The sequence below is a fragment of the Halococcus agarilyticus genome (assembly GCF_000334895.1).
Lineage (GTDB): Archaea > Halobacteriota > Halobacteria > Halobacteriales > Halococcaceae > Halococcus > Halococcus agarilyticus.
Window position 1 is genome coordinate 217,029 of record NZ_BAFM01000002.1, and the last position, 18,950, is coordinate 235,978.

Annotated in this window: 18 protein-coding genes; 10 read left to right on the forward strand and 8 right to left on the reverse strand. The window is 66.5% G+C overall.

Translation table 11 applies throughout. From position 1 onward, the window contains the following. Nucleotides 1-5: 5 nt before the first annotated feature. The 6 genes from TX76_RS02645 to TX76_RS02665 form a co-directional block, all read right to left on the reverse strand. Complete coding sequence (locus TX76_RS02645) at nt 6-1,016, reverse strand: YeiH family protein (RefSeq protein ID WP_049898811.1); 1,011 nt, start codon at nt 1,014-1,016, stop codon at nt 6-8. Then, nucleotides 1,010-1,141, reverse strand: a complete 132-nt coding sequence (locus TX76_RS18485; RefSeq protein WP_267462353.1) for a hypothetical protein — start codon at nt 1,139-1,141, stop codon at nt 1,010-1,012. Before TX76_RS18485 ends, TX76_RS02645 begins: the two co-directional genes overlap by 7 nt. Before the next feature lie 114 nt (nt 1,142-1,255). Then, a complete protein-coding gene (locus TX76_RS02650) occupies nt 1,256-2,260 on the reverse strand; it encodes an AAA family ATPase (protein ID WP_049898812.1) in 1,005 nt (334 codons plus the stop codon). 64 nt (nt 2,261-2,324) lie between these two features. Further along, on the reverse strand, nt 2,325-3,623 hold the full coding sequence (locus TX76_RS02655) for a DUF7282 domain-containing protein (protein ID WP_049898813.1): 1,299 nt from the start codon (nt 3,621-3,623) through the stop codon (nt 2,325-2,327). A gap of 222 nt (nt 3,624-3,845) precedes the next feature. Further along, entirely contained in the window at nt 3,846-5,246 is a 1,401-nt protein-coding gene (locus tag TX76_RS02660; RefSeq protein ID WP_267462354.1) for a glycoside hydrolase family 26 protein, read from the reverse strand. A gap of 179 nt (nt 5,247-5,425) precedes the next feature. Further along, nucleotides 5,426-6,589, reverse strand: a complete 1,164-nt coding sequence (locus TX76_RS02665; protein ID WP_049898815.1) for a glycosyltransferase family 2 protein — start codon at nt 6,587-6,589, stop codon at nt 5,426-5,428. A gap of 172 nt (nt 6,590-6,761) precedes the next feature. Here TX76_RS02665 and TX76_RS02670 point away from each other — a divergent pair, with 172 nt between their 5' ends. The 3 genes from TX76_RS02670 (at nt 6,762) to TX76_RS02680 (ending at nt 9,422) form a co-directional block, all read left to right on the forward strand. Beyond that, nucleotides 6,762-7,478: a glycosyltransferase family 2 protein gene (locus TX76_RS02670; RefSeq protein ID WP_049898816.1), complete on the forward strand. Its 717-nt coding sequence runs from the start codon at nt 6,762-6,764 to the stop codon at nt 7,476-7,478. 564 nt (nt 7,479-8,042) lie between these two features. Then, a complete protein-coding gene (gene rnz / locus TX76_RS02675) occupies nt 8,043-8,960 on the forward strand; it encodes a ribonuclease Z (RefSeq protein WP_049898817.1) in 918 nt (305 codons plus the stop codon). A gap of 48 nt (nt 8,961-9,008) precedes the next feature. After that, nucleotides 9,009-9,422 carry a hypothetical protein gene (locus TX76_RS02680; protein WP_049898818.1) on the forward strand — a complete coding sequence of 138 codons (414 nt, stop codon included), beginning with the start codon at nt 9,009-9,011 and terminating at the stop codon, nt 9,420-9,422. Between the two features lie 66 nt (nt 9,423-9,488). Here TX76_RS02680 and TX76_RS02685 read toward each other — a convergent pair whose 3' ends face one another. Together TX76_RS02685 and TX76_RS02690 are read right to left on the reverse strand one after the other, a co-directional pair. Beyond that, nucleotides 9,489-9,749 carry a hypothetical protein gene (locus TX76_RS02685; protein WP_049898819.1) on the reverse strand — a complete coding sequence of 87 codons (261 nt, stop codon included), beginning with the start codon at nt 9,747-9,749 and terminating at the stop codon, nt 9,489-9,491. Between the two features lie 70 nt (nt 9,750-9,819). Then, nucleotides 9,820-10,413: a DUF6149 family protein gene (locus tag TX76_RS02690; RefSeq protein WP_049898820.1), complete on the reverse strand. Its 594-nt coding sequence runs from the start codon at nt 10,411-10,413 to the stop codon at nt 9,820-9,822. A 105-nt stretch (nt 10,414-10,518) separates the two neighbouring features. Here TX76_RS02690 and TX76_RS02695 point away from each other — a divergent pair, with 105 nt between their 5' ends. The 7 genes from TX76_RS02695 to TX76_RS02725 all read left to right on the forward strand — a co-directional run bounded on the left by TX76_RS02695 (nt 10,519) and on the right by TX76_RS02725 (nt 18,946). After that, complete coding sequence (locus TX76_RS02695; protein WP_049898821.1) at nt 10,519-11,760, forward strand: NAD(P)/FAD-dependent oxidoreductase; 1,242 nt, start codon at nt 10,519-10,521, stop codon at nt 11,758-11,760. Between the two features lie 357 nt (nt 11,761-12,117). Next, nucleotides 12,118-12,537: a DUF7124 domain-containing protein gene (locus TX76_RS02700; RefSeq protein WP_049898822.1), complete on the forward strand. Its 420-nt coding sequence runs from the start codon at nt 12,118-12,120 to the stop codon at nt 12,535-12,537. A 59-nt stretch (nt 12,538-12,596) separates the two neighbouring features. Beyond that, a complete protein-coding gene (locus tag TX76_RS02705; RefSeq protein WP_049898823.1) occupies nt 12,597-13,421 on the forward strand; it encodes a hypothetical protein in 825 nt (274 codons plus the stop codon). A gap of 47 nt (nt 13,422-13,468) precedes the next feature. Next, nucleotides 13,469-13,996 carry a DUF5815 family protein gene (locus TX76_RS02710; RefSeq protein ID WP_049898824.1) on the forward strand — a complete coding sequence of 176 codons (528 nt, stop codon included), beginning with the start codon at nt 13,469-13,471 and terminating at the stop codon, nt 13,994-13,996. Nucleotides 13,997-14,100: 104 nt separating this feature from the next. Next, on the forward strand, nt 14,101-14,331 hold the full coding sequence (locus TX76_RS02715) for a hypothetical protein (RefSeq protein WP_049898825.1): 231 nt from the start codon (nt 14,101-14,103) through the stop codon (nt 14,329-14,331). Nucleotides 14,332-15,384: 1,053 nt separating this feature from the next. Further along, complete coding sequence (gene carB / locus TX76_RS02720) at nt 15,385-18,594, forward strand: carbamoyl-phosphate synthase large subunit (protein WP_049898826.1); 3,210 nt, start codon at nt 15,385-15,387, stop codon at nt 18,592-18,594. A 76-nt stretch (nt 18,595-18,670) separates the two neighbouring features. Beyond that, on the forward strand, nt 18,671-18,946 hold the full coding sequence (locus TX76_RS02725; RefSeq protein WP_049898827.1) for a 4a-hydroxytetrahydrobiopterin dehydratase: 276 nt from the start codon (nt 18,671-18,673) through the stop codon (nt 18,944-18,946). The last annotated feature ends 4 nt before the right edge of the window (nt 18,947-18,950 follow it).

Below are 18,950 nucleotides of genomic sequence, written 5' to 3' on the forward strand. Positions count from 1 at the left end.
CCGTCTCAGAACAGGCTCTCGACGACGAACAGCACGGTGGTGCTGACGGCGACCAGCCCGACGAGCACGACGAGGATCGGTTCGTACCCCGTCGAGCGGAGTTCGTCGACGTCGATGCCGAGACCGAGCCCCGCGAACGCGAGCATGAACGTCCAGTCGGCGGCGTGTGAGAGCGACGCGATCGCGGGATCGCCGAGGACGCCGAGGTTGGCGACGAGCATCACGCCCAGAAATCCGAGCACGAACTTCGGAAACGTCTCCCAGAGCTGTGCCAGGCCGCCGGTGACACGTCCCGCGACCGCCGATCCCCCCGTCCGTCGGGTGTAGTAGAGGGCGTACCCGATGGCGGCGAGTCCGATCAGCGCGTTCCGCGTGAGTTTGACGAGCAGCGCCCACTCGCCGGCGGCCTCGGAGAAGGCGAAGCCGGCGGCGGTCGCGGGCCCGGTGCTGAACATCGTGAGCCCGGCCCAGACGCCGAAGACGGTGTCGGAGAGGTGGAGTGCGTGGCCGACCACGGGGTACGCGAACAGCGTCGCCGCGTCGAACAGCAACACCGTGGCGGCGGCGTAGGCGATCCGGGTCTCGTCGGCGTCGATGCTCTCGGCGATGGCGACGACCGCCGAGACGCCACAGATGCTCGATCCCGCGGCGAGCAGCGATCCGGTCTCCTCGTGAATCGCGAACACCGTGCGGGCGAGTGCCTCGACGACCACCACGGTCGTGAGGACGGTGCCGGCGACCAACACCAGGAGACGGGGTCCGGCGGCGAGAACGCGGTCGAGCGCGACGCTCGCGCCCATCACCACGATCCCGGTTTCGAGCCACAGCGTGTGGGTTTCGGCCCCCGGCTTCGCCCACGCGGGGACGTCACGGGTGTTCGCGACCACGAACCCGATGACGATCGCCACGATGAGGTAGTTCATCGAGGGAATCATCCCCGCGACGGCGCGGGCAGCGAGACCGATCGCGACGAGCAGCGCCAGGCCCGGCAGGAGTCGTCGGACCCGCCTCACCACGGGATCGAGACCCCCGCTCGAACGGCCACGACGAGAACCCAGCCGAGAACGACGGCCTGCCAACCGCTGTCGAGTTCGGCCCACCGTTCGGCCACACCGGTGATCGTCGACGCGCTATCGGTCACTGGATACGGTCGGTCGGGGACGATCATACGCGTTCGTTCGTCGTGCGACAACGTTGTCGCACGACGAACGTCGTTTCGGGTCAGCGGCGGGACCGGGGGTGGCGAAGCGCCGACTCAGCGATCGAGTTCGGCGAGCAGGTGCGAGAGGTGGAGTCGATCGTTGGTCCCCTCCGCGAGATCCATGTCGATATCGCCCGCCAGCCGGTGGAGCGTGGCGGCGTCGGGACCCACCGACCGCGACCGCGCGACGCGGAGGCATTCGGCGAGGACCTCGCCGCCGTCCATCCCCTCGTCGACGAGCAGATCGTCGAGGGTCGCTCTGGCGTCGGTGAACTCGCCCTCGGCGGCGTCCGTGATCATCGCCTCGATCCGATCGTCGTGGCCCACCGCACCCAGGGTGTCGTAGGCGGCGTCCATCGTGATCTCGCCCGCGTCCTCGGCGGTGGCCTGCGCGCTCGAGATCGCGGTCCGGAGGTCGCCGTCGGCGGAGGCCGCGACGAACTCCAGGCCGTCGTCGTCGTGGGGAACGTCCTCGCTCGCGACGATCCGTTCGAGGATCGTGACCACCTCCGCGGTGGTCGGCGCGCGCACCGGGATCGAGAAGCACCGCGACCTGATCGGCGGGATCAGCTTCGAGGGCTGGCGCGTCGTCACGACGAACTGCGTCGTTCGGTGATGGCGCTCCATCACCCGCCGGAGTGCCTGCTGGAAGTCCTCACGAATCCCTTCGGCGTTGTCGAGGAGCACAGTTTTGTACCCGCCCGACACCGGGGCGTAGCCCGCGGATTCGGCGAGGACGTGTTTGATCAGGTCGGCCTTCGAGGAGTTCCGCCGGCGCTTCGGCGTGATGAACGACGCGAACCGGGGGTCGTTGCTCACCTCCTTCTTGGTGCGACCGAAGACGTCGGCGACGTTGATCTCGACGAGGTCGTTGTCGGGATCGGCGTGAGTTGCCGCGGCGAGCGCGCGCACTGCGGCGGTCTTGCCCGCGCCCGCCGGTCCGTGGAGGATCAGGTTCAGCGGTTCGTCGACCGCGCGCGTCAACGAGTCCCGGAGTTCGGACTGGGGGAGGTCGGCAAGCGCCGGTGCGTACGTGTCGATCCACAGCGGCCCGTCCATCGAGGGTGGATCGGTGCGCCACGAAGATGAATCGGTCGGTCGCGGTCCGCCGTTCGTCCACGGATCACTGACCGGTGACCGCGACGAGGACCACGAACACGGCGAACGTGAGCGCGAGTATCGGGAACAACGGGTTGTCGAGGATCCCCTCGCGACCGTCGCTCCCGGCACCGTACGCGGTGGTCTCGTGCTCCGATCCGCTCGCGGGATCGGCGGTCGGGGTGTCGGTTTCGGTGGGTGAATCGGTCGTGGTTGCGGGGGTCGCGGTCGGGGTGGCGGACGGCGTTCGCGTGGCGGTCGTGGTGTTCGTCGAAGTGGTGGTTGAGGAGGCCGTAGTCGTCGCGACGGTCGTGTCTTCGCTCCGGGTCGTCGCGTTCTCGACGGTCGTCGTGGCGTTCGTGCCAGGCGTCGCGTTCGCGCTCGCCGGCGTGGTCGTCGCGTTCGCCGTCGCTGTCCCGTCGTCCGGCGTTTCGACGGTGACGACCGCCGAGGCGTTCACCGGGCCGTCGTCGACGTACGGGTCGTCCTCGCTCCCGTTCGAGGGCACGTACTGGAACCGCTCGTCGCCGTCTGTGTCCTCGTAGGCGACCGCGCCGAGACGTACCGTCCGGTTCAATTCTGTCGCGTTCACGCCGGGAACCCCCGCCCCGACCGCGATGGTGACGTTCTCGTAGGTGGCGGGTTCGAGATAGTCGGTGGCCGCGATCGCGCTGCCGGTCGCGTTCGAGGCGTCGTACGGGCCGCGGTGAACGCCGACGTAGCCACCGTCGGGCAGCGTGACCGACTCCACAGCGACGGTCGACCCGTTCGTGGTCCCGTTCGTGAAGGCGATCGCCGGGGTCGTCGGTCGCTCGTCGGGCGGCACCGTCACGCGGGCGCGGTCGGCGACCGGCGTCCCGTTCGCGGTGTAGGCTCCATCGGTGTCCGGCGCGACGAGGCCGTCGAACCGACCGTCGCCGTCGGTGTCGCGGTGGAGCGTGGCGACGAGGGTCGTGTTCGCACCGAGGCGACTCACGTTCGGGGCGGCCCCGGGAACGCCGCGCAGCGTCACCCGGCCCTCGTGGGTGCCGGGACCGAGCGGCAGGCTCACCCCGACGACCGAGCCGTTCGGCCCCGCCGCTTCGAGCACCACGAACCCGCCGTCGGGCAGGGTGGCCGACGAGACGAACACCGACCGTCCGTCCCGTGTCTGGTTCGCGACGGTGATCGAGGCGTTCGCGCTCGCGTTCGGCGTGTCGGCCTGGAACGCCGCGCCGCCCGGCGATCCCACGGGCGCACCCCCGACGGCAGCGGTCGTGATCGCGAGCGCCGTGGCTGCGAGCACGGCGAACAGGAGGGCGCTACGCCGTCGGATCGAGGTCACGTGGACCCCTCCGGCGGGACGAGCGCCGTGCGGCGGACGGTCGCCCTCGCCAGCGTCATCACCACAGGGACGGGAAGAGCCGTTAAAAGCCCGACGATGTGTCCGATGGACGTCCGCCACACGCAAGACGACAGCCGTACCGAGCCCGGCGTTCGCAGCTGGAGTCCGAACGAAGGTGACGGGTTCGACGGTCGCGAGCAGGAGTTTGGTCGCCGAGGAGCCTCAGAACTCGCCCGCGAACTCGGCGTCGGTCAGCAACGGCGGGTAGTCGGTGCGGGCACCGAGGAACGCCTCGTCGGTGACGGTTCGCTTGTACGCCTCGTACGCGAGGGTCTCCTCGCCCGAAACCGTGACCTCGGACGTCCCGCGCTCGCCGCCGAACACCGCCCAATCGGCTTCGTCGGGTCCGCTTTTGTCGATGTTGAACCAACACGTCATCTTGATGTCGTTTTCTCGCACGTACTCGAAGGCGGCCTCGATCCACGCGGCCTTCCGTGCCGGCCGGTACTCCCCGCCGTTCGCGCTCTCGCCGTCGCCTTCGGTCCCACCGTTCGTCGTCTCGACGAACGACGACGACGCGAACTCGGTCAGCGCCACCGGCTTGTCGGTCAGCTCCCGGAGTCGGCCGAGCATCGGATCGAACAGTTCCTCGGGCGTGCGCCAGCTCGAATACGACTGCGTCGCGCCGAAGTTGAACCCGTCGATCGCCACCCAGTCGACGTACTCGTCGCCAGGATAGAACCGTTCGGTTCGGTTGTTGTCGGGGACCTGGTTGGCGTTGACCGCCCAGACCCACTGCATGTCGGTCTCGTCGAGGCTGGTTTGGCCGAACATGTCGTACAGCCGCCGCCACATCACGATGTAGTTCTCGGGGGTCCCGGCCGCTCGGCTCGCTCCCGCCAGGGTCTCGTTTGCGTTTTCCGGGCCACCCGGGACGGGCGTGACGGTCGCCTCGATCCGCGAGGCGTCCACCGGACTCCACGGGAACCAGTTGCCGTTCATCTCGTGAGCCGGCCGGATGTAGAACCGTCGACCGCGCGTCCGGTCGCCCCGGGGCCGCGCCCACGACTCCAGCAGCAACGCCCACTCCGCGAGCTGGTCGTCGTACTCGCCGGTGGCGATCTCGCGCTCGATCGTCTCCGAGGTCCGATCGCGCTGTGGGCCGAACGGCTGCCACGAGATCATCGGGACGTGACCCGCCTCCCAGACGTTCGTCAGCGGGTTCTCGACGAACCAGCGTTTGTTCTCCGAAGGACCGAAGGCGTCGACGTACAGCAGGACGACGGCGGGCGACTGGTCGAGCCACTCGGTGTAGGGAGCCAGGTTCGAGACGAACTCCGGCCCACCGGGGTAGACGCCCGCGAGCGCCGCTCCCGAGCGCGTCGGCGGTGCTTCGGGCGTCGCGGTTGGCGTCTCGGCCGTTTCGTTCGTCCCGGTCGTTGCGGTCGATTCCCCGGTTCCGCCGGAGCCGCCACCGCCGCCGGACGATCCGCTGGCACCGTTCGAGCCATCGGTGCCGCCCGATCCGTCCGCCCCGCTTGACCCGTCCCCGCCGCCACCGAGCAACGAATCGAGCGGCGACGCACAGCCGCTCGCGCCGACGACACCGGTGAGACCTGCCACCCGCAGAAACGTCCGACGGTTCATCTACTGGTTCGGCAGTAGCCGTGACCCCCGTTAAAGATTGTGGTGCGTCGGCCCGGGAGAAACGACCGACGCGGCGATGGCCGTTCCGTCCGTTTCACTACCTACACGCTCGTCCCGTTCGCCTCGGGGACGATCGCTCCAGGGAGCCCTCGTCCTCAATCGCCCTCGACCTCGCGGTCGGTGGTCTCGACCAGTTCGGGCTCGACCTTCTGGGTCACGGCGAAGTCCGTCGGCGGGACGACGAGGCCGGCGAACGCGCCGAGCGAGTGGAGGATGCTCACGATCGGCGTCAGGACGAGCAGTGCCGCGCCGACCGAGGGCGACTCGCCGTAGTAGCGAACCCCGAGGATCGACCAGACGATCACGAACGCGAACACCGCGACCGATAGCACCTGGAAGGCGAGTTCGAACGCGATCGTCCCCGGGACGAACAGCGGGACGAACGTGAGCAACGGGACCGCAGGCGAGAACGCCCACGCGAGATTTCGCACGGTCGTGAGGGTACGATACAGCCGGGAGAGCAGGCCGCGTTCGGCCTGCGAGCCCGCTATCCATCGGCTCCGCTGACCGATCATCGCCCGGATCGTCGGCGGGGCCTGGGTGTCGAACGTGGCGCGCGCGAGCGCGAAATCCAGCTCGACCCCCTCGTCGGCCGCCACGCTCCAGACGAACGTGGTGTCCTCGATCATCGTCTTTCGATCCCACCCGATCCATCCCTCGAGCTCCGCGCGGATCGCGATCCCGCCACCCCACGCGTACAGCGGCACGGAAAGCGAGGGAAACGCGCGCTGTTCGACCTGAAATCCGAGTCGAAAGACCTCCGCGAGGTAGGTGAGCCACGACCCGCTCCGGCGCGGCCGCTCGCGGAACTGAACCACGTCGGCGTCCGGGACCCCATCGAAACCCGTCACGAGGCTGTCCTCGTCGAGAAAGAGAACGTACTCCTTCTCGCAGGCGACGTGTCGACGGGCCCATTCGAGCGCCCGGCCCTTCCGGATCGCCGCGCACTCGAACGACTCGGGCACGACGTGGACGGTCGCGCCGTCGATGTCCATCGGCTGCTCGGCGATCACGTGGCGATCGGTGATCGCCGCGGGGAGCGCGTTCACGCTCTCCTGGACGATCTGTTCGGAGTCGACCGTCAGAAAGCGCGCTTGAACGTCGCCGGGGCCGTACTCGGGCTCGGGATACTCGTAACCCCGGGCGACGAACGCCACGAGGTACGTCCAGTACGCGATGGAACAGGCAGACAGGAGCACGATGATCCAGAGGATCACCGAGAGGGTCGCGGGAACCGCCGCGAGAACCTGTCCGACCATTGCCAATATGAACGACAGCGGACACATTAAGTGTTGCTGACTGGGCCGTCGGCGGGACGACGTCCCGCACCGACACCGTACGCTCGTGTCGCTCTCCCGTCGTCGAATCGGATGGAGGGGAGCGCGGTCGTCGCCCGGAAGGGCTTTCCGCTGGCTGGTGAAAGCGAGGGCGATGGTCGAGGTGAGCGTCATCGTGCCGACGACCCTCCCGCCGGGGGCGACGATCGAGCCGGTCGAACGACTCGCACGCGGAACGTTCGACGATTACGAGGTGGTCGTCCGGCGCGACGAGGGGGCGGCCCACGCGCGCAACGTCGGGATCGAGCGAGCGAGCGGCGGGAAGCTGGTCTTCCTCGACGACGACTCGGTTCCCTGTGCGGGGTTTCTCAGAACCGCGAGCGTCGCGCTCGACGCCTACCCCGCGGTCGCAGGACGAGTGGTCCAGCCCGCCGACGCGCCGTACCGCGACCTCGAACTCCCGTGGTACGATCAGGGCGAGGCGTCGAAACCCACCGACGTGCTGCCCGGCTGCAACATGGCGATCCGGCGGGAGGTCCTCGAAACCGTCGGCGGGTTCGACGAGGAGACGTTCGGCTGGGGTCACGAGGAATCGGAGCTCGCCGAACGGATCGCCCGAGACTACGCGATCCAGTACGTCCCCGAGCTCGTCGTCGAGCACACCTACGTCGAGTCCTTCCGAGATTTCCTCGAGAAGTCGTACCTCCTCGGCCGGGCGGACGTGCGGTGGTGGCGGCTCGACGGCAAGTCCGATCGGTGGCTGCTGCGACAGACCCTCAACACCCCGCTTCGGAACGGGTCGCGGCTCGGAACCGCACGACGGATCGCCCAGCGCGTCGGCTGGGTCGCCGAAGCGATCGCCGGTCGGTAGCCCAGGGCCCCGCCGAGCTTCGACTGGAGAACCATCGCTCTCCCTGCCGTTGTCTCATCCGAGTCGTCGGACAACGATAGATAGTACCGAAAACGCGCAGTAGCAACCAGAGCCACTATTGTAGTTACCAACCCACGAGCAAAAGGCACGGAACCAGAGGCAATCGGAGGAAATCCGTCGTCACCAACGTCGTGTCACCGCACGGAACTCCCGCCATCGGGGTGTGGTTTTCGATACCCCCTGCACTGGCAGCCCCAATCGTTATAATCGCTACCTCCAAACGAAACGACGGGCACTGGGAAGGGGATAGCATCGCTATTCGCCACGAACCGTGTCCTGCGTTGCATCACTGGGGTTCCCCCCGACCCCACTCTCGGCCACTCGCGAGCGCTCCGCTTCTACCGACTCGGGCTCCGATCCGCTCCGTATTCGTTCGCCGAACGGCGTGTTTCGCCGTGCGTTCGGACGCCGGCGGCGTGGCTGGTTCGCCGCTGTCGCTGTCGTTCGGACCGTGATCCGACCGCACAACGACGGCTTCAAGCGGTGGCGGACGGGAGGTGCGGTATGCAGGTGACGTTCCTCGGGACGGGCGGTGCGGTCCCGACGACCCGGCGCAACACCAGCGGCCTCCTGCTCCGTCGCGACGGCGAGCGCTTCCTCTTCGACTGCGGCGAGGGCACCCAGCGCCAGATGATGCGCTTTTCCACCGGGTTCACCGTCTCGCACGTCTTCCTCACCCATCTCCACGGCGATCACGTGCTCGGCCTCCCGGGCCTGTGTCAGACCCTCGATTTCAACGACCGCGAGGACCCGCTCGCGATCCACACCCCACAGGGCACCCGCCGCACGGTCGAGAACCTCGTCGGCGTCACCGGCGCGCGCCCGGGCTACCCAGTGCGGGTAAGCGACGCCCAGCCGGGCGAAGTCGTGCTTCAGGGAGACGAGTACGAAGTCCGCGCGTTCGCGACCGACCACCGGACCCAGTCGGTTGGCTACGTCCTGGTCGAGGACGACCGAAAAGGCCGATTCGATCGTGAGCACGCCGAGGAGCTCGGCGTGCCCGAGGGACCGAAGTTCTCCCGACTTCACAGGGGCGAGACCGTCGAGCTGGACGATGGCACCGTGGTCGAACCCGAGCAGGTGGTGGGGCCGCCGCGGCCGGGCCGCAGAGTCGTCTACACCGGCGATACCCGTCCTACTGGGGCGACCGTCGAGGCCGCGACCGACGCCGACCTCCTCGTGCACGAGGCCACCTTCGCCGACGATCGGGCCGAGCGTGCGGGCCAGACCGGCCACTCGACCGCGCGCCAGGCGGCCGAACTCGCCAACCGGGCGGGCGCGGAACGGCTCGCGCTCACCCACATCTCCTCACGGTACGCCGGCGACGCTTCCGAACTCGATCGCGAGGCACGCGAGGTCGCCGACTGCGAGGCGTTCGTCGCCGAGGACGGCGAGGCGATCGACGTTCCCTATCCCGAGTGAGGCGTGTCGTGCCGCCCCGTTTTTCAGCCCGACCGACGAAACCGATCCATGACCCGTTTCGACGCCATCGCTGCGGACGATCGTCAGGCGCTCTTCGCCGACGCGATCCGTGCCCACGACGAGCGCGACAGCGCGTTCCTGACGATCGAGGCTGCGGCTGGGGACGCGAACGCGAGCGACGACGCCGCGGCGGCCGACGAGTCGACGCCGTGGATCCAGTTCGCCGACGGGACACTCAACCTCGACTGCACCGACGACGAGCTCGACCGGCTGAAATCGCTTCTCGACGAGTTCCCGGCGTTCACCGTCGACGATCTCGCGACACCGGAGGACGTCGACGGCACCAACGTCCGGGTGACGGCGCGGACGGACGAGGAGCGCGTCGCCGAGTTCGTGGATCGGGTGTTTCGCCGGGTTTACGACCGCCCGGAAGCGTATCGAGCGTGGGTTGCAGCCATCTGATCGGTGCGACGGAGGTCCTCTCGAACGCTGGTCGTGGATACGGCCCGCTCGGCTCGTTCGGCGAACTCAGAACGGGAGTCGTTCCCTCGCCTCGTCCGCCATCATATCGAGTTTGTTCTGGAACTCCTCGACCGAGCGTTCGACGTGCTGGACGCGATCCCGCGGGATCCGGCGCACGATGTCGTTGCCGTCGTCGTCCTGGCCGACTTTCACGAGCCAGTGATCGTCGAAGTACGCGATGTACTCGTTGTCGACGGTGATCTCGACCTGTCCCGCGTCGAGCTTGTCGTAGACGATCGTGGCGCGACCGAGTTCGGGATCGACCATACACTCCCCACCGCCGGGGGCAAAATAAGGCCGTGGGCTGGACCCCGGCCGTTCGCGGTTGCCGGTTGCCTCAGTCGTCGACGTCCTCGGAGCCCACGCCGGGTGCGTCGGTGAGGTCGACGTCGTCGGGTTCGTCGTGGCCGCCGATCAGGACCTCGCCGTCGGGGCCCTCCACGTAGACGTCGTCGGCGAACCCGCCCTTCGCGGAGGGGTGTTCGGGTTCGTCGAGCCGTTCGGGGGTCGAGGGAGCCTCGGGGATGCCGCCCGCGGGCGCGAACGAGCCGAGCGGGTCGGCGATGGTGATCCCGTAGTGGGAGAAGAACTCGCGGTAGCGGTCGTAGTGGGCGTCGAGCTCGTCGGATGGGATCTCCATCATCTCGGTCCAGCCGTGGTTGTAGAAGTCGAAGTTCCCCTGGATGTGGGTGATCTCGCGGGCTTCGGCCTCGGTGAACCCGGCCCGGAGCGCGGCGGTGTACGAGTCGGTCGTAGCCTCGAACAGGCCGTCGAGGTGGTCCTCGCGCTCGTCGGCGTGGGCGGGGTCCGCCTTCCCGAGGAACACCCGAGTGTGGAGTCGGACGAGCGCGTAGTCGACGAGCGTCGCGACGCCGGGCGTCGTGAGCGCCTTCTTGGCCGCGAAATGGCGCACGTTCTGGTTGATCTTCATTGACAGCGGTTGGGTCGGGAGCCACATCAACGCACCGCCTCTCCCCCTTGTAGGCCGGGCTATGGAGATAGCAATTCACATTACCCCGGGCGTCGAAGCCCGCCCATGGCTTCGTCGTACGTCATCATCGGCGACGGGATCGCGGGGAGCTCCGCCGCGGAGACCCTCCGGGAGGGCGCGCCCGACGCCGACGTCACCGTGATCACGGACGAGGGTGAGGCGCTCTACAATCGCATCCTGATCAAGGAGTTCGCCAAGGGGAAACTGCCCGAAGCGCCCATCTCGATCCACGACCCCGACTGGTACGACGAGCGCGACATCGATCTCCAGCTCGACACCTACGTCACGGAGATCGACGCCGACAACCGCACGCTCCACACCCACGAGGGCGAGGCGATCGAGTACGACAAGCTCCTCGTGGCCACCGGCGGGACTCCCGTGCAGCTCCCGGTCGAGAACTCCGACGCCGAGGGGATCCATCACTTCTGGACGTTCGACGACGCACGCGGGATCGCCGAGGACGCGAGCGAGGCCGAGACCGGCGTGGTCGTCGGCGCAGGACTGTTGGGCATCGATCTCGCGGCGATCTGCGGCGCGCAGGAGGTCGACGCCCACTACCTCATGCGCGGCGAGTGCTGGTGGCGCTACGCGCTCTCGAAGGAGGGAGCCGACATCATCCACGACGCCCTCGAAGAGAAAAACGTCACACCCGTCTTCGACAGCGGCGTCGATCACTTCGAGGTCGACGACTCCGGCCACGTCACCGCGGCCGTCGACCCAAATGGTGAGACCTACGACAGCGAGTTCGTGGGGATCGCGATCGGCCTCGACTTCAACCTCGAAGTGCTCAACGGCGTCGACATCGAGTGCGACGACGGGATCGTTGTCGACGAGTACATGCAGACCTCGGCCGACGACATCTACGCCGCGGGCGACCTCACGCGATTTTACGACACGATCCTCGACGACTACGCCCAGAACGGGTCGTGGGGCAGCGCGAAGGAACAGGGCTCGATCGCGGCCCAGAACATGCTCGCCGACGGTGAGGAAGAAGAATTCCGGTGGGTTTCGTCCTATTCGATTACCCACTTCGACTTCCCGTTCCTCTCCTTTGGCCACCCGACGATCGGCGACGACCACGCCGAGGCGAAGTTCGGAGACACCGAGTGGCGGCGGCTCGCGTTCAAGGACGGCAAGATCGTCGGCGGCGTCCTGATCGGCGATCTCGCTCCCCAGTCGAAGTACAAGAAGCTCGCCCGCGAGGAGCGCGTCGTCGCGGACCAGAAGGACGTCCTGATGCGTGAAGAGGTCGATCTCGACGAGCTCGCGCCCACAGCCGAGCAGTAGACAGCACCACCGGACCCCAGCGCGAGGAATCCGTGGTTTCTTCGACGATTGACGTTGCCGACAGCCGCCGGCCAAATCGCACCGCTCGGTTTGCCCTTGGGGGCGGTGGCGCGCGGGAGCGCACGGAGTGCGCGACTCGCGCGAGGGATGAGCGAAGCGAGTGGAACGAGCGAAGCGAATCGGCTGGGGAGGGAGTGGCCTGCGGCTCTCGTTTGTACCAGGATTCGTCGTCGACGAATCGTCCGTCACCACTGAACCCTACAATCGGAATCGAACGGATCGCCAGCTGTCCGCCGTCATCGTTAAAAACGGGAGTCGCACCGAAGGCGTTTTCCTCCGGCCCGCCCGATTTCGTGCATGGAAGGCGGTAGCGGCGACATGACGCTGGCGTTCGAACTCAGTGCGCTACAGGCGCTCGCCGACCCCACCGAGGTGTTCTCGGACGCCAGGCGGTGGACCGAGTACGTCGGCGTGATCTCCGAGCAGCCGACCTACGTGGTCACGAACTTCACCAGAAAACATCGCATCCGTCAGGACTTCTTCTCCGGTCCTCGGGGACGCGAGGAGAGTTTGGAGAACGTGAAGCGCCAGTTCGACACCGAGCGGCACGTCTTCGTCGGCACCGAGGGGGACGACGCCGACCTCGCGGAAGGGGTCGAGTGGGAGTTCCTCGCGCTCGAAGACGCCGCCGACGCCGCCGGGTGGACGCTCGCCGCCGACGCGCCCGCGGAGTCCGAGAGTGAGACCGACACCGAGACCCGCGACGACTGGCCCTGACCGACTTGCTCGGCCGTTCACACAGCATGATTTAACACCCATCGTGTCGAGGAGGGCGTATGTCACTACGGATCGGGACGGCCCTCCGCGAGGGTGCTCGCCGGACGTTCACGCGCGACGGTCTCGTTCTCGTGATCGTGTTCGTGCTCATCGGGATCATCACCGCTCTCGCCACGCAGACGATCACCGCCGAAATTCTCGATGCATTTCTCGAGTTTGCACGGTCGAATCAGGGGACCGGCGAGGGGGAAATCACCCCCGAGCAGGTCGACACGTTCGAAACGTTCGCTGAGGGACAGGCCCGGTTCGCGCTCCCGATCTCGCCTATCGTGGCGGGGCTGCTCCTCGTACTCACCGCGTTCCTCGCGGAGGCGGCCAATCTCGTCGCCATTCGAGCCTTTTTGGCCGAGAGTGGCCGAGCGCTCTCGGGTGGACTCGCCAGGCGGAACATCGTCGTGGCGACGCTCAACGGCATCGTCGGCGGGATCGTCGTCGGCGTCATCGTCGCCATCGGCCTCGTGTTCTTGATCGTGCCGGGGATCTTCTTCGCGATCGCCTTCCTCTTTCTCAGACAGGAGATCGCGGTCGAGGACACCAACTTCGTCGACGCGATGGCGGACAGCTGGCAGCTCACGAAGGGCGACCGGCTCGAACTGTTCGCGCTCGTGCTCGGGGTGGTCGTTCTCATCTCGCTCGTCTCGACGGTGGTGCCGCTGCTGATCGGGTTCGTCAGCCCGCTCGTCAACGTGGTCGTCTCGATCCTCCTCGGCGGCGTGACGGCCGTGTTCGGGACCGCGGTGATGACGCGCGCGTACGCACAGCTCCACGCCGACCGCGCCGCCGTCCGGAACGGCGAGACGAACGCCGACGAGCGGGCGGTCTGACGCCGGGGAGCCGCGGCGTTTAACCGCACGCCGATCCTTCGTCCACCATGGCAGAGCCACGCGTCCCCGGGAGCCGGGGGTCGGACCTCGCCCTCCCCTGTGGCGAGTCGGTCGCCGTTGCGGACCTCGACATGGGGATGCGGGAGTTCGGCTGTGACTGTGGCGAGCGTCACGCCCTCGTGATGGACGTCCACCCGCCGAGCCGGTTCGTCCCCGAATCGCTCGTCGACGTGCTCCGCGAGACGATCGACCCCGAGGAGGGCGGCGAGTTCGACACGATGCATCTGATGGGCGTCGTGCTGGAGGAGTTCCCCGAGAAGGTCGTCGCCGAGGACGTCGCGGAGAACAGCGACGTGGGGTACGCGCTGGTCTGGGTCACCGAGTTCGACGCGCGCCGACTCCACGAGATCGTGGTCGAACTCGTCGTGGAGCTGATGGAACACGCGGTGAGCCACGCCGACGACGACGCAGCCGGCGAGTTCGAACGCCAGATGCACGAGTTCGACGTGGCGGCGTTCGTCGAGCAGTACCGCCGCGAGCGCGAGTTCGAACGCGAGACCGACACGCCCGTCTGACGCGGGTTTTCGGTCGGGGCCGCCGCCGGCAGGCGATTCGACTCACACGGCGTCATACGACTGTCTGACGCCATGTTATGTGGGTGGGGCCCATGGGAAGACGTATGCAACTCCGCCGGGGCGAGTTCGAACGCATCCGGACGGTGCTCGCGGAGGTCGACCCCGACGAGCCGCTGACGGCCCGGGAGATCCACGACCTGCTCGACGAGCGCGGCGAAACCCTCGACAGCCCACACCGGGTGGCCACCGTTCTCGGCCGCCGTGCCGAGGGCGAGGTCGAAGTCATTCGGGACCGGCCGTATCGGTATCGCGTGCTCGACGACACGGCGAACTGACCCGTCAAGCCGGCCGGTTCCGGGGCAACTTTCCTTTTCAGCGAAGCGCTGTTCCATCACAACCAGTAGTTGGCAATACGGTTTCCCCATTCGAAACCTAGACGGAACCGTCTCTCATTTCGTCCTTATCCTGCCGGGCCTTTCCCCCGCTCAACAAGTTTTTCATCTTCTCCTGTTGTTCCTGAGGAACTATATCGACTATCACGGCCAGATTGGGACAGATTCACACAAAGCACTTCTCCATCGAAGACTCCATCGCAAGAACATGAATCGACGTGACTTCGTCTGTGTGTTGGGGGCCACTATCCTCGGCGGATGCACAACGGCCGGAAATAGTAGTAACGGGCAAGGATCGCAAAACACCACAGAGAAAATCCGAGCAAGAATCGATGTCGAGGAAGTGACAGCAAGACAAGCTGGAACAATAACCATTGTCGCTCGAAATTTCGTCGGAATCGGTCCTCAGACAGGAGACGACGAAACGGTCGCATTAGACTACGGAAACGTAAGCTTCTCAACGAAACCACATGTGGTAAACGAATCGTATCCTCCTGAGTATAAGTGGGATTCAACACAGTCAGAAGTAACAGTCAAGATACCTTTTCATGTTCCTGCCAGCACGCAACCGGGGAATTACACCGAGTCTATCTTCATCTGGACAAAGTCCAGCTATTCGAATGGAACAACCAAACAATACACTATCAGCGTAAAAAATGGGACTACACAGAGGTAAGGAAACCAGAGTAGCACGAATCCGAACGGACACACCGGCCCTAGAGTAAATCTGCGCAAATCGCTAAGAAGCACTATCCCACCCTATCAGCAGTACCTAGCCGAGACAAAGTTGAAATTTTGTAGTCTAAAACCTTCTAAGTAAGTGATTTGTGTTATATCCTTCCCCTACAGTTGCAGTGATCGTTGATAGATAACCGGAGCACCGTTGAGCGACCGATGGAGTGAAGGCGTTTCCCGCCGGTTTCGATTTTCGAAACTCAGTTGCGCATCTCGTATCCTATCGTGGTGCTTATTACGATGTGCGCATCACGACGGGTAATGACAGACGAGGACAGAACGATTTTGCTCATCGGCAGCGGTCCGATTCAGATCGGCCAAGCGGCGGAGTTCGACTACTCCGGCGCGCAGGCGTGTCGCGCGCTCGCGGAGGAGGGCGCGCGAGTCGTCCTCGTCAACTCCAACCCGGCGACCATCATGACTGATCCCGAGATGGCCGACGAGGTGTACATCGAACCGATCACGACCGACGCGATCGCCGAGATCATCGAGGAGGAGCGCCCGGACGGTGTGATCGCTGGCCTCGGTGGTCAGACGGGACTCAATGTGACCGCCGAACTCGCCGAGGAAGGGGTGCTGGAGGAGTACGACGTCGAGATCATGGGGACGCCGCTCGACACCATCTACGCCACCGAGGACCGCGATCTGTTCCGCCAGCGGATGGAGGACATCGGGCAGCCGGTCCCCGCTTCGACGACGATCACGCTCGACGAGGGCGAGTCGGTGACGAATCTCGACGAGGCGGGCCTGCGCGAGCGCGTCGACGACGCCGTCGATTCGGTCGGCGGACTCCCGGTCATCTCCCGGACGACCTACACGCTCGGCGGGAGCGGGTCGGGCGTCGTCGAGGACAGCGAGGAGCTGTACGAGCGCGTCCGGAAGGGGCTGCGGCTCTCACGCAACAGCGAGGTGCTCATCACCGAGTCGATCGCCGGCTGGGTCGAGCTGGAGTACGAGGTGATGCGCGACGCCGACGACTCGTGTATCATCATCTGCAACATGGAGAACCTCGACCCGATGGGGATTCACACAGGAGAGTCGACCGTCGTCACGCCCTCACAGGTGATCCCCGACGACGGGCACCAAGAGATGCGCACGGCGGCACTCGACGTGATCCGCGATCTCGGCATCCAGGGTGGCTGTAACATCCAGTTCGCGTGGCGCGACGACGGCACGCCGGGTGGCGAGTATCGTGTCGTCGAGGTCAATCCCAGAGTCTCGCGCTCCTCCGCACTCGCCTCGAAGGCGACCGGGTATCCGATCGCGCGCGTGACGGCAAAGGTCGCCATGGGGAAACGGCTCCACGAGATCGACAACGAGATCACCGGCGAGACCACCGCAGCGTTCGAGCCTGCGATCGACTACGTGGTGACCAAGGTTCCGAGATGGCCGAGCGAGAAGTTCCGTGACGTGGAGTTCGAACTCGGGACTGCGATGAAGAGCACCGGCGAGGCGATGGCGATCGGGCGAACCTTCGAAGAATCACTGTTGAAGGCGCTGCGCTCGACCGAATACGAGCCCGACGTCGACTGGGAGGAGGTCGACGACGCGACGCTCGAAACCGAGTACCTCGAACGGCCGACGCCCGACCGTCCCTACGCGATGTTCGAGGCGGCCGAGCGGGGCTACACCGCCGACGACCTCGCGGCGCTCACCGGGATCAAGCCGTGGTACACCGAGCGCTACGTCCGGATCGCCGACGCCGCACAGGCGGCCGCCACGGGCGAGTTCCAGCCGGCGGCGAGCGCCGGGTTCACCAACAGCGAGATCGCCGCGACCGCCGGCGGGGAAGTCAGCGGTGTCGGTGACGTCGAGTCGTCGGTGACGGGCCGGACGTACAAACAGGTCGATACGTGCGCCGGCGAATTTGCTGCCGAAACGCCGTACTACTACTCCGCACGCAAGCCCGAGTACGCCGACACCGGTCCCTACGAGGGCGAGGGGGCGGCGGGTGAGCTCGAAGTCGATCGCGACGTCGAGAGCGTCGTCGTGGTCGGTGGCGGCCCGATCCGGATCGGCCAGGGCGTCGAGTTCGACTACTGCTCGGTCCACGCGGTGCGCGCACTCAGAGAGATGGGGATCGAAGCCCACGTCGTCAACAACAATCCCGAGACCGTCTCGACGGACTACGACACCAGCGATGGCTTGTTCTTCGAGCCGATCACGCCCGAGGAGGTTGCCGACGCGATCGAGGCCACCGGGGCCGACGGCGTGATGGTCCAGTTCGGCGGCCAGACCTCCGTCGACATCGGCCGCGGGCTGGAGAGCGAGATCGATCGGCGGGGTCTCGATTGCGAGGTGCTCGGCACGTCTGTCGAGGCGATGGATCTCGCGGAGAACCGCGACCGGTTCAACGTCCTGATGGACGATCTCGACGTTTCCCAGCCCGTTGGTGGGGCGGCCGTCAGCGAGACCGAGGCGCTCGAACTCGCTCACGAGATCGGCTATCCTGTCCTCGTACGGCCGAGCTACGTCCTCGGTGGGCGCGCGATGGACGTGGTCTACGACGACGACGGCCTCCGGGAGTACGTCGAGGAGGCCGTCCGGGTGAGTCCGGACCAGCCGATCCTGGTCGACGAGTTCCTCGCGGGTGCGGTGGAGCTCGACGTCGACGCAGTCGCGGACGGGGAAGACGTCCTGATCGGCGGGATCATGGAGCACGTCGAGTCCGCTGGGGTCCACTCGGGCGACTCGGCGTGTATGATCCCGCCGCGCTCGCTCGACGCCGACGTGCTGGCGCGGGTACGCGACGTCGTCGAAGGGATCGCGGACGCGCTCGACACCGTTGGCCTGCTCAACGTTCAGCTCGCCGTAAAAGACGGTGAGGTGTACGTATTAGAAGCGAATCCGCGCTCGTCCCGCACGGTGCCGTTCGTCTCGAAGGCCACGGGGGTACCGATCGCGAAGCTCGCTGCCCAGGTGATGGCGGGTGCGTCGCTCGACGATCTCGATGCGACCGAACAGGTCCCCGAGCAGACGAGCGTGAAGGAGGTCGTGTTGCCGTTCGATCGGCTGCCGGGGAGCGACCCGCGGCTCGGCCCGGAGATGAAGTCTACGGGCGAAGTGATGGGAACCGCCGAGGAGTTCGGGAAAGCGTACTGGAAGGCCCAGGCCGCGACGGGCAAGCCGATCCCGAGCGAGGGCGTCGCGGCGGTCGACCTCTCGGCCGCGGAGTTCCCCGATCCCGAGAGCGACGCGGGACGCGACCTCCAGAACGGGTTCGCTACCCACTTCGATGTCCGCGAGTTCGACGACCTCGCGGCGGCGATCCGCGAAGGCGAGGTCGATCTCGTGATCTCGCGGGATCGCGCAGCGCTCGAAGTCGCAGTCGAGGAGGAGGTCACGTACTTCTCGACCGAGGCGAGCGCACGGGCCGCACTCTCCGGCCTCGCGGCGCGCGACACGGACTCGGCGGTCGCGGCGGTCGACCGGCGGCCGAAACACGACGCCGAGTGGGGTCGCGCCGACTGACCGTCTCGGGGGCGACTCGGCCGAACCGTCCGCCACCGACACCATCTTTATTCGTCCGGGCCGCGACGTGTTGGCCATGGCCGAAACACTCACCGACAAGGAAATCAGTGAGAACGCTCCCGCGGAGTGGCATCAAGATGGCGACGAGATCGTGCGAGTCTACGAGTTCGAGGAGTATCTCGATGGCGTGACGTTTGCCACCGAGGTGGCCGAGATCGCCGACGAGGCGTTCCATCATCCCGAGATTCAGGTGCGCTTCGACGAGGTCGAGGTACGTCTGACGAGCCACGAGGCCGGTGGAGTGACCGACCAGGACATCGAGATGGCCGGGCGATTCGACGACGTGCGGTAACGCA

What these genes read in the sequence shown, in the direction of transcription:
- TX76_RS02715 (WP_049898825.1), top strand. Translation starts at nt 14,101, where the DNA reads ATGCAACTCCGCCGGGGCGAGTTCGAACGCATCCGGACGGTGCTCGCG.
- TX76_RS02705 (WP_049898823.1), top strand. Translation starts at nt 12,597, where the DNA reads ATGTCACTACGGATCGGGACGGCCCTCCGCGAGGGTGCTCGCCGGACG.
- TX76_RS02695 (WP_049898821.1), top strand. Translation starts at nt 10,519, where the DNA reads ATGGCTTCGTCGTACGTCATCATCGGCGACGGGATCGCGGGGAGCTCC.
- TX76_RS02685 (WP_049898819.1), bottom strand. Translation starts at nt 9,749, where the DNA reads ATGGTCGATCCCGAACTCGGTCGCGCCACGATCGTCTACGACAAGCTC.
- TX76_RS02690 (WP_049898820.1), bottom strand. Translation starts at nt 10,413, where the DNA reads ATGAAGATCAACCAGAACGTGCGCCATTTCGCGGCCAAGAAGGCGCTC.
- TX76_RS02670 (WP_049898816.1), top strand. Translation starts at nt 6,762, where the DNA reads ATGGTCGAGGTGAGCGTCATCGTGCCGACGACCCTCCCGCCGGGGGCG.
- rnz (WP_049898817.1), top strand. Translation starts at nt 8,043, where the DNA reads ATGCAGGTGACGTTCCTCGGGACGGGCGGTGCGGTCCCGACGACCCGG.
- carB (WP_049898826.1), top strand. Translation starts at nt 15,385, where the DNA reads ATGACAGACGAGGACAGAACGATTTTGCTCATCGGCAGCGGTCCGATT.
- TX76_RS02650 (WP_049898812.1), bottom strand. Translation starts at nt 2,260, where the DNA reads ATGGACGGGCCGCTGTGGATCGACACGTACGCACCGGCGCTTGCCGAC.
- TX76_RS02725 (WP_049898827.1), top strand. Translation starts at nt 18,671, where the DNA reads ATGGCCGAAACACTCACCGACAAGGAAATCAGTGAGAACGCTCCCGCG.
- TX76_RS02700 (WP_049898822.1), top strand. Translation starts at nt 12,118, where the DNA reads ATGGAAGGCGGTAGCGGCGACATGACGCTGGCGTTCGAACTCAGTGCG.
- TX76_RS02665 (WP_049898815.1), bottom strand. Translation starts at nt 6,589, where the DNA reads ATGGTCGGACAGGTTCTCGCGGCGGTTCCCGCGACCCTCTCGGTGATC.
- TX76_RS02680 (WP_049898818.1), top strand. Translation starts at nt 9,009, where the DNA reads ATGACCCGTTTCGACGCCATCGCTGCGGACGATCGTCAGGCGCTCTTC.
- TX76_RS02710 (WP_049898824.1), top strand. Translation starts at nt 13,469, where the DNA reads ATGGCAGAGCCACGCGTCCCCGGGAGCCGGGGGTCGGACCTCGCCCTC.